This is a genomic window from Olleya sp. ITB9 (assembly GCF_001315805.1).
In the GTDB taxonomy this organism is placed as follows: domain Bacteria; phylum Bacteroidota; class Bacteroidia; order Flavobacteriales; family Flavobacteriaceae; genus Olleya; species Olleya sediminilitoris.
The window spans coordinates 1-13,242 of record NZ_BCBW01000055.1; the positions used below are offsets into that span (position 1 = coordinate 1).

The 13,242-nt window shown below is 31.6% G+C and carries 12 protein-coding genes; 6 read left to right on the forward strand and 6 right to left on the reverse strand.

Annotated elements, in window-relative coordinates:
• Positions 1-37: 37 nt before the first annotated feature.
• A complete protein-coding gene (locus ITB9_RS14495) occupies positions 38-2,230 on the reverse strand; it encodes an ATP-dependent DNA helicase RecQ (protein ID WP_054852796.1) in 2,193 nt (730 codons plus the stop codon).
• A gap of 199 nt (positions 2,231-2,429) precedes the next feature.
• Between ITB9_RS14495 and ITB9_RS14500 the strand changes: the two genes are divergently transcribed.
• From ITB9_RS14500 to lptB, 4 genes are all read left to right on the forward strand, one after another.
• Positions 2,430-3,395: an SIS domain-containing protein gene (locus ITB9_RS14500; protein ID WP_054852797.1), complete on the forward strand. Its 966-nt coding sequence runs from the start codon at positions 2,430-2,432 to the stop codon at positions 3,393-3,395.
• A complete protein-coding gene (gene tatC, locus ITB9_RS14505; protein ID WP_028289944.1) occupies positions 3,395-4,228 on the forward strand; it encodes a twin-arginine translocase subunit TatC in 834 nt (277 codons plus the stop codon). Before ITB9_RS14500 ends, tatC begins: the two co-directional genes overlap by 1 nt.
• A complete protein-coding gene (locus ITB9_RS14510; protein ID WP_028289945.1) occupies positions 4,212-4,565 on the forward strand; it encodes a carboxymuconolactone decarboxylase family protein in 354 nt (117 codons plus the stop codon). Before tatC ends, ITB9_RS14510 begins: the two co-directional genes overlap by 17 nt.
• Before the next feature lie 87 nt (positions 4,566-4,652).
• Positions 4,653-5,393, forward strand: a complete 741-nt coding sequence (gene lptB / locus ITB9_RS14515; RefSeq protein WP_028289946.1) for an LPS export ABC transporter ATP-binding protein — start codon at positions 4,653-4,655, stop codon at positions 5,391-5,393.
• 76 nt (positions 5,394-5,469) lie between these two features.
• Here lptB and ITB9_RS14520 read toward each other — a convergent pair whose 3' ends face one another.
• Both ITB9_RS14520 and ITB9_RS14525 read right to left on the reverse strand, forming a co-directional pair.
• A complete protein-coding gene (locus ITB9_RS14520; RefSeq protein ID WP_054852798.1) occupies positions 5,470-6,300 on the reverse strand; it encodes a TerC family protein in 831 nt (276 codons plus the stop codon).
• An 8-nt stretch (positions 6,301-6,308) separates the two neighbouring features.
• Positions 6,309-7,052: a phosphatidylcholine/phosphatidylserine synthase gene (locus ITB9_RS14525; protein ID WP_371440204.1), complete on the reverse strand. Its 744-nt coding sequence runs from the start codon at positions 7,050-7,052 to the stop codon at positions 6,309-6,311.
• Positions 7,053-7,263: 211 nt separating this feature from the next.
• Between ITB9_RS14525 and ITB9_RS14530 the strand changes: the two genes are divergently transcribed.
• Together ITB9_RS14530 and ITB9_RS14535 are read left to right on the forward strand one after the other, a co-directional pair.
• The gene (locus ITB9_RS14530) at positions 7,264-8,250 is read left to right on the forward strand and encodes a PorV/PorQ family protein (RefSeq protein ID WP_148638481.1); all 987 of its coding nucleotides are present in this window, start codon (positions 7,264-7,266) and stop codon (positions 8,248-8,250) included.
• Between the two features lie 14 nt (positions 8,251-8,264).
• On the forward strand, positions 8,265-9,443 hold the full coding sequence (locus tag ITB9_RS14535) for a DUF4105 domain-containing protein (RefSeq protein ID WP_054852801.1): 1,179 nt from the start codon (positions 8,265-8,267) through the stop codon (positions 9,441-9,443).
• A gap of 7 nt (positions 9,444-9,450) precedes the next feature.
• Here the strand turns inward: ITB9_RS14535 and ITB9_RS14540 are convergent, their stop codons facing one another.
• From ITB9_RS14540 to ITB9_RS14550, 3 genes are all read right to left on the reverse strand, one after another.
• Entirely contained in the window at positions 9,451-10,845 is a 1,395-nt protein-coding gene (locus tag ITB9_RS14540; protein WP_054852802.1) for a sugar transferase, read from the reverse strand.
• Positions 10,846-10,917: 72 nt separating this feature from the next.
• Positions 10,918-11,928: a glycosyltransferase family 4 protein gene (locus ITB9_RS14545; protein WP_054852803.1), complete on the reverse strand. Its 1,011-nt coding sequence runs from the start codon at positions 11,926-11,928 to the stop codon at positions 10,918-10,920.
• A complete protein-coding gene (locus tag ITB9_RS14550; protein ID WP_054852804.1) occupies positions 11,882-13,237 on the reverse strand; it encodes an O-antigen ligase in 1,356 nt (451 codons plus the stop codon). Before ITB9_RS14550 ends, ITB9_RS14545 begins: the two co-directional genes overlap by 47 nt.
• Between the last annotated feature and the right edge of the window lie 5 nt (positions 13,238-13,242).

The following is a 13,242-nucleotide window of genomic DNA, read 5'->3' on the forward strand; positions in this document are numbered from 1 at the left end:
TTAGATTTTTTTTTATAAGTGTAATAATTACTATTAATTAGTTAGCAACTTCACTGATAAACTTTATACGATATAATCGTAATTCTTCATCATCATAATCACCATCAAACTCGTCAATAGCAACATCTATTTTATCGGTTTCAGACTCCATAAAATAATCATGGATCTCTTCTTGCTGGTCTTCATCTAAAATATCATTAATCCAATAATCAATATTTAGTTTAGTCCCAGAAAATACGATTGCTTCCATTTCTTTTATAAAAGCAGACATTTCCATTCCCTTTGCAGATGCTATGTCTGTTAAAGGTAGTTTACGGTCTACATTTTGAATGATATATAATTTTAAACCTGAATTACTTCCTGTTGATTTTACAACTAAATCATCTGGTCGAATAATATCATTGTCTTCAACATATTTCTCGATTAATTTGACAAAATCTTTACCATATTTTTTAGCTTTACCTTCTCCTACTCCATGAACATTAGACAGTTCGGCTAAAGATATTGGATATTTTAAAGCCATATCTTCTAATGAAGGATCTTGAAAAATCACAAAAGGTGGTACGCCTAATTTTTTAGCATTAGACTTACGCAAGTCTTTTAACATAGTCATTAAAGCCTCATCAACAACTGCTCCTCCTCCACTTTGTGCGGTAATTATAGAGTTGTCTGCTGTTTCACTAAACTCATGATCTTTAGTCATCATGAAAGATTCTGGTTGTGCGATAAAGTCTTCACCCTTTGGTTTTAATTTAATAACACCATAGGTTTCAATATCTTTTTTTAATAATCCAGCAACTAACATTTGACGCGTTAATGCCATCCAGTAGGACTTGTCTTTATCTTTTCCTTTACCAAAAAAGGGTTGACCATCCGTTTTATGAGAGGCAATTAAAGCATTAGATTTACCTGTGATAACATTAACAAGTTCTTTTGCTTTATATTTTTGGTTTGTAGCTTTTACAATTTCTAAAGCCAGCTTTACATCATCTTTAGATTCCTGTTTTTCTTTTGGATGTCTCATATTGTCATCCATATCTCCACCTTCACCTGTTTCGTTATCAAAAGATTCACCAAAGTAATGAAGTATAAATTTTCGTCGTGATATTGAAGTTTCCGCGAAAGCGACAACTTCTTGTAACAAAGCTTGACCAATCTCTTGCTCTGCAACAGGTTTACCAGACATAAATTTTTCTAATTTTTCTATATCCTTGTAAGCATAATAGGCTAAACAGTGTCCTTCACCTCCATCACGACCTGCACGACCAGTCTCTTGGTAGTAGCTTTCTATGCTTTTAGGTATATCATGATGAATTACAAAACGCACATCAGGCTTATCTATTCCCATACCAAAGGCTATGGTTGCAACTACAACGTCAATATCTTCCATCAAAAACATATCCTGATGGCTTGAGCGTTTTTTGGCATCTAAACCTGCGTGATAAGGGACTGCTTTAATACCGTTAACTTGTAAAACTTGGGCTAACTCCTCTACACGTTTACGACTTAAACAATAAATAATACCAGACTTACCCTCGTTTTGTTTTACAAAACGGATAATATCTGCATCTACATTTTTAGTTTTGGGACGTATCTCGTAGTATAAATTAGGTCTATTAAAGGACGCTTTAAAGGTGTTAGCATCATTCATACCTAAGTTTTTCAAGATATCTTCTTGCACTTTAGGTGTTGCTGTTGCTGTCAAACCAATAATGGGTATATTGTCACCAATACGTCTTATTATGGATCTCAAATTTCGGTATTCTGGTCTAAAATCATGTCCCCATTCACTAATGCAATGGGCTTCGTCTACTGCCATAAACGAGATTTTGACCGTTCTTAAAAACTCGACATTTTCTTCTTTAGTTAAGGATTCTGGTGCAACATATAATAACTTGGTTACTCCATTAGTAATATCCTCTTTAACCTGTTTTATTTCGGTTTTATTTAAAGATGAATTTAATACATGTGCTATCCCGTTTTCATTAGAAATACCACGAATGGCATCCACCTGATTTTTCATTAATGCAATTAAAGGAGAAACTACAATAGCTGTTCCTTCTTGCATCAAAGCTGGTAACTGGTAGCATAAACTTTTACCTCCACCAGTCGGCATAATAACAAATGTATTGTCTTGTTTGGTAATACTTTGTATGACTTGTTCTTGGAGTCCCTTAAACTCGTCAAAACCAAAGTACTTTTTTAGTGCAGAATGCAAATCGCTTTTCACTATGTTAAACTTACGTATTAAATTAATTTTTTTTTACACTTACTCACTATTGACTCACAAATAAATAGTTGTAAAGAATTGAATTCCTCTTTCAATTTTTCGTTAAATTTGCTGTCAATCTAATTCGCTAAAACAATTAAAGTTTTAATGAATAAGACTAAAGATAGTAAAATCTTTATAAACCAAAAAAATAAATACATTGAAAACAAAAGCTTCTATTATTGAAAGTGCCAAAGAAACTATTAAATTAGAAGGTCAGTCCATATTAAATTTATCCAATTTAGTAGATAATGACTTTGCTGAAGCAGTCCAATTAATATACAACAGTAAAGGTCGTGTAATTATTACTGGTATTGGTAAAAGTGCCATTATAGCTACAAAAATTGTAGCAACATTAAACTCAACTGGGACTCCAGCGGTGTTTATGCATGCTGCAGATGCCATACATGGAGACTTAGGTCTTATACTAGAAGATGATGTTGTAATTTGTATTTCTAAAAGCGGAAACACTCCTGAAATTAAAGTTTTAGTGCCTCTAATAAAAAACGCTAAAAATAAGATGATTGCCATTACTGGTAATAAAGAATCGTTTTTAGGCCAACAAGCTGACTATATTTTAAATGCTTTTGTACAAAAAGAAGCTTGTCCAAACAATTTAGCGCCTACAACAAGTACAACTGCCCAATTAGTTTTAGGTGATGCTTTAGCGGTAAGCCTATTAGAATTACGTGGTTTTTCTAGCAAAGACTTTGCTAAATACCATCCTGGTGGTGCTTTGGGTAAAAAATTATATTTACGTGTGCATGATATTGCATCTGTTAATCAAAAACCAGAAGTAACATTAGACACTAACATTAAAGAAATTATTATTGAAATTTCTGAAAAAATGTTAGGCGTTACTGCTGTTACAGAAAACAATAAAATTGTAGGTATCATTACAGATGGAGATTTAAGACGTATGCTAAGTAAGGTAGATAACTTTAACAATTTAACTGCTAAAGATATCATGAGTGCTAATCCTAAACGTATTGAAGAAGACGCTATGGCTATTGATGCTATGGAACTTTTAGAAACCTATGGTATTTCTCAGATTTTAGTAGAAAACAATGGTAAATATGCAGGTGTTGTTCATATCCATGATTTAATTAGAGAAGGTATATTATAATGGCAAAAAAAGATGTAAACGAGATGTCCTTTCTGGATCATCTTGAAGATTTAAGATGGCATTTAATTAGGATTGTTGCTGCTGTTGTTATTTGTGGTTTGGTAGCGTTTTGTTTTCCAAGCATCATGTTTGACAACGTATTATTTGCACCACAAAAAATGAGTTTTCCAACCTACCAATGGTTGTGTCAAATGTCTCAATTTTTTGGTATTGAAGACATTAGTTTTTGCGCAGACGAGTTTCCGTTTATTATCCAAAACCGTGAAATGGCTGGACAATTCTCCATACATATATGGACCTCCATTTACGCTGGATTTATAGTAGCATTTCCGTATGTAATTTATCAGTTATGGCGATTTATTAGTCCTGGTTTAACTTCAAAAGAAAAAAGAACTTCTACAGGATTTATAATCATTTCCTCTTTATTATTTTTTATGGGTGTCCTGTTTGGTTATTTCATCATCACACCTTTATCCATAAACTTTTTAGGAACTTACTCTGTAAGTAGCGAAGTATCAAACGAAATTGATATTGCCTCATATGTTGGTTTAATCAGAGCCTCTGTATTGGCTTCTGGTATCATATTTGAATTACCTATACTAATCTACTTTTTAACTAAAGTAGGCTTAGTAACACCTCAGTTTTTGCGCAAATACCGCAAATTTGCTTTGGTAATAGTACTTATTGTGTCAGCTGTAATTACACCTCCTGATGTGGCTAGTCAAATTATAGTAGCCATTCCAGTTTTAATACTATATGAGATAAGTATACATATCTCTAGAATTGTTATAAAGAAAGAAAATAAAAACAAAACAAATGTCAGAACAAGTTAAAGAGTTTAACGACTATCGCGAAAAAATGAATCAGAAGATTCTAGGCGATAATAACAAAATAATCAAACGTATTTTTAATCTAGATACTAATGCGTTTACTGAAGGAGCTTTGGATGTTAAAACCAAAGAATTATTAGGTTTAGTAGCTAGTACAGTTTTACGTTGTGATGACTGTGTTAAATACCATTTAGAGTCTAGTTACAGAGAAGGACTTACTAAAGAGCAAGTCATGGAAACACTAAGTATTGCCACTTTAATTGGTGGTACTATTGTAATACCTCACCTAAGACGTGCGTATGAGTATTGGGAAGCTTTAGAAGCTCAAGACCAACAATAAATAATAGGTTAAACTTTATATAAATTAAAGTGCCTTTTTTAGAAGTTATACTGAAATGCTTACTTTTAAAGCAATTAAACACACAAAATGAAGCTTAGAGCCGAACATTTAATGAAGTCCTACAATGGACGTAAAGTAGTAAAAGATGTCTCTTTAGAGGTTAGTCAAGGCGAAATTGTTGGACTTTTAGGTCCCAATGGTGCTGGTAAAACCACCTCGTTTTATATGACAGTAGGATTAGTAAAACCTAACGCTGGCAATATATTTTTAGACAATACTAATATTACTAAATATCCTATGTATAAGCGTGCCCAAAATGGTATTGGGTATTTAGCACAAGAGGCTTCAGTGTTTAGAAAATTAAGCATCGAAGACAACATTCTTAGCGTCTTACAATTAACCAAACTAAGTAAAAAAGAACAATTACACAGGATGGAAGCTTTAATTGACGAGTTTAGTTTAGGTCATATCCGTAAAAACAGAGGAGATTTATTATCTGGTGGTGAGCGACGTCGTACCGAAATTGCTCGTGCATTAGCAACAGATCCAAGCTTTATTTTACTAGACGAACCTTTTGCTGGAGTAGATCCAGTAGCTGTTGAAGACATCCAACGTATTGTAGCCCAATTAACAAAAAAGAACATTGGAATATTAATTACAGACCATAACGTACAGGAAACTTTAGCAATTACAGATAGAACCTATTTAATGTTTGAAGGAAGCATCCTTAAAGCAGGTGAACCTGAAGAACTAGCTAATGATGAAATGGTACGTAAAGTCTACTTAGGTCAAAACTTTGAGTTACGTAAGAAGAAGATTAGGGATTAAAGTCTCAATATAATTATAAATAAAAAAGCCCAATTGAAATTTCAATTGGCTTTTTTAATTTTAAAAGTGTAAGGTATTAAACTTGCTCTTTGTCTGTAGCATCAACTTTTACCTTTGCATTTTCTGCTATAATTTTCTTTTGATAACGACCTTGTACAATATCTGTAATAACCAAAATAGCAATTACAAAATAGAAGGTTGTTTTACTCATAGACTCAATTGGGTTTCCAAACAACTTTAAATGCGCTAAATGACCACCTTCTGTAATAAGCATTATTCCTACTATAAATAAGATAAATAGTCCTAATACTTCGTACATTCTGTTTTTTGCTAAAAATGCCGAAATACGATCTGCTAAAACCAGCATTAACAAACCACTAATTACAATAGCAATAGCCATTACAATAAAAGCAGTAACACTATTTTCTATATCGCTAGTTAATCCTATGGCTGCTAAAATAGAATCAAATGAAAACACTAAATTCATAATTACAATACTTGTAATAACTGCGTTTGAAGATTTACGACTTTTACCCTCACCTTCAATGTCATGATCTAAATCTTGAGCACCAATCATATGCCAAATTTCTTTAATAGCAGTGTATAAAATAAAACCACCTCCTGCTAACACAATGATGCTATGACCATTAAACTCAAATGAGGCAACCTCACCTATATGTCCTGTTAAAAAAGAAAATGGTTCTTGAAAAAAACCAATAATTTTAACCAAAACAAATAACAATACAATACGTAAAACAATTGCAATTATAATACCTACTTTTCTAACACGTTGTTGATCGTCTTGAGGTGCTTTTTTAGACTCTAATGAGATGTATAATAAGTTGTCAAAACCTAAAACAGCTTGTAATAAAACAAGCATTAATAATGTAAAAATAATTTGTAGCATAGTATGTATTAATTGATATTGTTAAATAATGATAGAAATATATATAAGAGTATTATTACAGGTATGGCTGCAAAATGCAACACCACAATAAGTACTAGTGTTAAAATAATAAAGATGTATCGTACTGCATTGGGCTTAAAACTCCAGTTTTTAAACTTTAAAGCAAATAGTTTTATTGAAGCATTTAATATGTAACAACTAACAATAGTTAGTATAACTAAAAACCAAGGATTTAAAATAATAGCATTAATAACATCGTTATTCTGAAATTCTAAAATTAAAGGCAATGATAAGATTAATAAGGCATTGGCTGGTGTTGGCAACCCCTTAAAGTAATTTTGTTGCTCTTGGTCTATATTAAAACGTGCTAAACGATAAGCAGAAGCTAAGGTAACAAACAACCCTATAAAAGGTAACAAATTTAATTTATAACCTGTCCATTGCATAGTTTCTGACCACTCATTAATAGGTGTAACCGCTTTGCTATTTGTAGCCAACTCTAATAGCTTAAACAAAACAATACCTGGTACTAAACCACTGGTAACCATATCTGCTAAACTATCTAATTGTAAACCAAGCTCGCTTTGGACCTTTAATTTTCTAGCTAAAAGCCCATCAAAAAAATCAAAAAATATACCTAGAAAAACAAAAAATGCAGCAAAAATAAAATGGCTATTAACTGCAAAAATCACTGCTATACTTCCGCATAATAAATTAAGAAGCGTGATAAAATTTGGTATAAATGCTTTAATGTTCATCGATTAGTTTTTGGTAAAAATAACAAAGTATTTGGGTCTATTCCAAACCCTAAGCAATATACTATTAAAATTGAAGTTTAATATATAGAAAAATTATACCATCTTTGTAAAAAAATTAAACTTGAAAGCACGTTTACTATCTTTTCTATTATTAACTGCATCGCTTACTATAGCTCAAACGACACGTAAATACTCCAACGAATTTATGAATATTGGTGTAGATGCTGCTGCTTTAGGTTTAAGTAATGCAACAGTTGCTAGAACAAACGATGTGAATGCTGGATATTGGAATCCTGCTGGTTTAATTCATCTTGAAGATAACCAACTAGCATTAATGCACTCTAGTTATTTTGCTAATATTGCCAATTACGATTACGCTGCATTTGCAATGCCTCTGGACGACCAAAGTGCTTTTGGAGTATCTCTTATTCGTTTTGCTGTAGATGACATTTTAGATACTACACAATTAATTGACGAACAAGGTAATATAAACTATGATAGAATCAGCTTATTCTCTACTGCTGATTATGGTGTTACATTTTCATACGCCAGAGATTTACCAATACAAGGATTGAGTTATGGTGTTAATGCCAAAATTATTAGACGTATTATAGGAGATTTTGCTAAAAGTTGGGGCTTTGGTTTGGATGCTGCTATTCAGTTTGAAACTGAAAACAATTGGAGATTTGGTGTTATGGCTCGTGATATTACAACTACTTTTAATGCTTGGACTATAAACGAAGATGAATTTGCTAAAGTACAAAATGCTGTAGAAGGACAAAATCAAGAATTACCTGAAACTACAGAAATTACAATACCTAAACTACAAATAGGTATCGCAAAATCATATCGTTTTCATTATGACTATACTTTGGATGCCGAACTGGATTTAAACGTTCGTTTTGAAGAAAATAATGATGTGATCTCAACGTCTTTTGCAAGTATAAATCCTGCTTTAGGATTTCAATTTGGTTACATAGACATGATTTATTTAAGAACTGGAGTTGGTAATTTTCAAAACGAATTACAAATAGACAACTCTGAAGACTTAACCTTTCAACCAAGTTTTGGCGTAGGTTTTAAATATAAAGGCATTCATGTAGATTATGCTTTTACAGATATTGGTGACCAAAGTGTTGCTTTATATTCTAATGTGTTTTCGTTAAAATTAGACTTTAGTGTTTTTAGATAAGTTATCTTTGTAACATGAAATTAGTATTACAAATTCTCTTTTTATGTTGGGCGACTTTAGGTTGGTCTCAAAATCTTCAATTATCAAAAGACACTACGGTTAGTGTAATCACTTTTGGACCAGGAAACAACCTAAACGATGCTTTTGGCCATAATGCCATTCGTGTTAAATCACGCTTTTTTGATATAGCTTATGATTTTGGTAGATACGATTTTGATGCACCTAATTTCTATTTAAATTTTGCCAGAGGAAAATTAAACTATTTACAAGGAAAAAATAACTACAAAAACTTAATTTCATTATACAAAAATGAAGACAGGTCAATAACAGAGCAAAATTTAAACTTAACAACAACACAAAAACAAGACCTTTATAATACCTTAGAAGCCAATTACAAAAAAAATCAAGGCGCTTATCTCTATGACTTTTTTTATGATAATTGTGCTACAAAAATTAGAGATATAGTTGAAACCACTTTGGATGGTCAACTAGTTTACAATGTACCAAAAGACTATCAAGAACAGACTTTTAGACAATTAATAGATCATAATTTACATTGGAATACTTGGGGAAGCTTTGGTATTGACATTGCATTAGGATCTATTATTGATCGTAAAGCAACTGCTAGAGAACAATTATTTTTACCAGAAAAAGTTAATGTTTTTTTTAATAATGCGACATTAAAAAACAACAGTCAAAAACTTGTAATTAATAGCAACGCTATTTATACCAAACAAGGTATAAACGGTAATAAAGTTAGCGCCTTTTTAATCAGTCCTTTGTTTATACTAGTAATAGTAGCTAGTGTAATACTATTTATAACGTATAAAGATTATAAAAACAATACAAGAACTAAAGGCTTGGACATGACTATTTTTATAATAACTGGTAGTGTTGGCGTACTGTTATTTTTATTATGGTTTGCAACAGACCATACAGCAACAGCTTATAACTATAACGTCTTATGGGCATTTCCAATAAGCTTATTTTGCATACTGCAAATATTAAAAGCTACTCCAAAAAAATGGTACATCGCTTACATCAAATTCATGATATTAATGCTATGTTTAATGGTTATGCATTGGACCATTGGTGTGCAACGCTTTGCGCCTGCTTTGGTACCTTTAATAATAGCTTTAGCAATAAGATACATATATTTATTAAGGTATTACAAAATAAACCAATCCGTTTAAGATTTTTTTATTGACCTCTAAAAAAGATCATTGTACTTAGGGTTTTAATAATAATATTGGTGTCCAATAAAAAGCTTCGGTGTTTGATGTAATATAAATCAAACTGAAGTTTAAGTAAACTATCATCCACACTAGACCCATAACGTGCATTAACTTGAGCCCAACCAGTAAGACCTGGCTTAACAATATGTCTGGTTTCGTAAAACGGAATCACTTGAGACAATTCGTTAACAAAATATGGACGCTCTGGACGTGGACCAATTAAACTCATATCGCCTTTAAGAATATTGATAAACTGAGGAAATTCATCCAAACGTGTCACTCTTAAAAATTTACCAAAAGCAGTAATGCGACTATCATTTTTGGTAGCCCAAACTGCTCCTGCAGCCTCAGCATCTTTAACCATTGTTCTAAATTTAAAAATCGTAAATGGCATCCCATTTTTACCTATTCGCTCTTGTTTATAGAATAAACACCCACGATTACCTAAAATATTCCCAAGTAAAATTAAAGGTAATATACAGGTCCCTAACACCAAACCAATAATAGATATTACTAAATCAAAAAGACGTCTATAAGCAAGGTACAGCTTGTTTTTATTGTTTCTACTAAAAGGAAAATATTTATAAAAATCTTTACCTACAAACTGCACTGGTACACGATAAGTAATATCTTCATAAACCTGTGTGTATTCCTTTATTGGAAATCCTTTTTCAAGCAAAGAAATTAAATCAGTATAAATAGAAGGTGTAATATTTTCAGAGTTATAACTTGCTATGACAACTTCTGAAATCCCTTCTTTTTCAATTATTGTTTGCAGTTCTGAAGGTTGATATTCTGTTAACCCATTAAATGTAATAGTTTCTTTTTTTGCTATTTCACAGTTAATAAAACCTATGATTTTATAATTTGGATCTGCATTTGCAAAAGCATTAATAATGGCCTTGATATTAGAGGTTTCACCTACCAATAATACTTTTTTAAAAAATCGTGGAGACGAAATAAAAGTGATGTACATCCAACGCCAAACATATAAGCCAATTAAAATAGCTAGATAAAAATACAGGATTTGTAATCTGTTTTCTGGCAATGAAGGCGTATAAAAAGGAGTTAGTAAATAAAATAAAACAGTTACCGAAGTTGTCAATAAAATGGTCCCTAAAACGGTATCTAAACGACTTGATTTTTGTAAATCATACAATTCTAAAACAGTACCAAAAACACTAATATAAATTGCTAAAACAACAAACCAAGCCCAATGTTGTGCATTGACATTAAAATAATCAAAGTCAAAAAAAGTACTAACACCATACAAAGACACACCTATAAAAAGTAAATCAAATAACCGTAAAAGTAATTTACGTTCTGAAATTTCAAAATGTATGCCTTGCCTAGTGGACATTCTAGTAGTTTGGTTTAAGGTTGTAGTCGTATAACTTCAAATATAGTAAGTAAATTGGCTTTAACAAGTTTTTTATTGCAAAGTAGAAATCCATTGTAATTTTACAGCATTCCAATCAAAAGCCTCTGTTTGTTGTCTTGCGTTATTTACAATGCTTGATGCTAAGGCTTTGTTATTATACAACTTTAAAATAGCTCCAACAAAGGCTTCAGTACTATTTGGTGGCACTAATAAACCAGTAAATTGGTCAGAAATTAAAAACGGAAGACCTCCAACATTGGTACTCACAATTGGCAAACCTAAAGCCATTGCTTCAATGATACTTACTGGAGTATTATCAAAATTAGTGGTGTTTATAAATAGATTATAATTTTTAGATAATGCAATCCATTCACCCTTACTTAATTTCCCTGTAAAGGTGACATCAAGATTTAAAGTTTTAGCATAGGCTTGGGTTGTTAACAAACTACCATCGTTATCTGGACCAACCATACACAAACTAACAGGATAACCTTGTTTTTTTAATTCGCTCAGAATATCTACAGCTAATTTAGGATTGTATAGTTTTGAAAACGAACGTACCCAAAGTAATCGGATAGTATCCATTGGTCTCTTGGTAAATGGATAATTATCAAGAGTAATACTATTAGGAATAACCTTTACATTTTTATAACCAAAAGATTGAAATGAAGATTTAAGATATTCTGAAGGCGAAATATTTATATAGGCCTTATCAAATAACTGCTTACACAGCTTAGGACTGCTTTTTAAACGATTAGGTAAATGTCCTCCATGTAGTATTGGAATGTATTTTAAATTTAAAAATTGACATAATAAACCTACAGCGTATGCGTAATAAAAATTTAAAGTACTATAAGTGTCTATTAGCACATAGTCTGCTGTTTTACGATGATTAAAAACAGTCCACAACATATCTACAAATCTAAAAACTATGTTTTTATAACTAGAAGCATAAGTCACATTAAAACCTGAAGCCTCTAGACCTTTGCCCAAAGTCTCAATGGTTGTTATGGTTTTATTGTGCTTTGTTAATTTGTTTCCTATGTAAACTAGGTGTGTCATCTATGATGTATAATAAACTTAATGCATAAATAAAAGCTGGTGCTGCAATACGCATCGCTGAGTGATTGATAGTGAGTAACCAAAATAAATAAAAGGAAAAAAAGAGGACATTGCTTCGGTTTTGTAATCTAAAAAACAAAGGTACTAATAGTAAAATAGTAAAAGCAATCATGCCTAACAATCCATGCTCTGCAATAATACGACTCATTTCATTGTGTGATGCTGCATGAATCCCTGTTTTTTGAAATCGAAGATCTTTGACTCGTCCTACTCCTACTCCTAAAAATGGATGCTCTAGAAACTCATCAAATTCTGCTAAAAACAATTCTCCTCGTCCTGTAGTAACATCACTTTTTTCAATACCCATAGCGTTTTGATTAGCATAACGCTTTTCTATTAACCCATTGGTTTGACTAGCTGAAATTAACCAAGTTACTAGTCCTATAACTAAAAAACCTATTAGAGAAAACAATAGATTTCTTTTTTGCGTCTTACTTGTATGGTTATATAAAATTACAACAAAAGCTAGAATCATTATTATAGCTGTTAATACACCACCACGACTAAAAGTAACTATAGCCCTAAAAGCAAAAAGAAGAATAAACAGTAGATCTAAATAACGAATCAACTTTGTTTTACTAAAATAAAAAAACCTAATGGTCATTATAAAAAAACCTAATCCTAAAACAGTCGACATTTGGTTAGGTCCGAAACCTCCTGATGCTGCAAAATTAGACCCTGTACTATTGGATACAGCTGCTACATTAGGATTATAAGCAATAACATAAACTAAAGTACTAGCTAAAGGGTAAACAGCATAATTAAGCATACTACCTAATTGTGTTTTGGTTAATTTAAGATTGTAACAAAACAAAGCAGCAACGCCTAAACAAACCGGTCCACTTAAATTAAAAGCGATAGCTTTTCTTATGTTTTGACCAATATCCAATACGTATAAAGAGACATATATACTAGGTATTAACAACAATAGATATAACAAATAGGAAGTCGCTTTTTTACTAAACCCTTGATAAAATAAGCCAATAACACAAAATAAAATTATTAAATACTTACTAGCCTCATAAAAAGGACCACTATTTGTTACCCTAAATACAACCTCAGCACCTACAATATATGCGCAAGCACTTACAATTTGAAAACCTTTTAATTGAGGTTTAGTTGATATAATTTTTAAAATAAAATAACTGACTACACCATAAAAATAAACCTGTCCTAATGGTCTAAACAAGTACACCAAGACACCTATGATAACATGTAAGCCTAAAAGTTTTAAGTAATTATTTTGCATTTAAA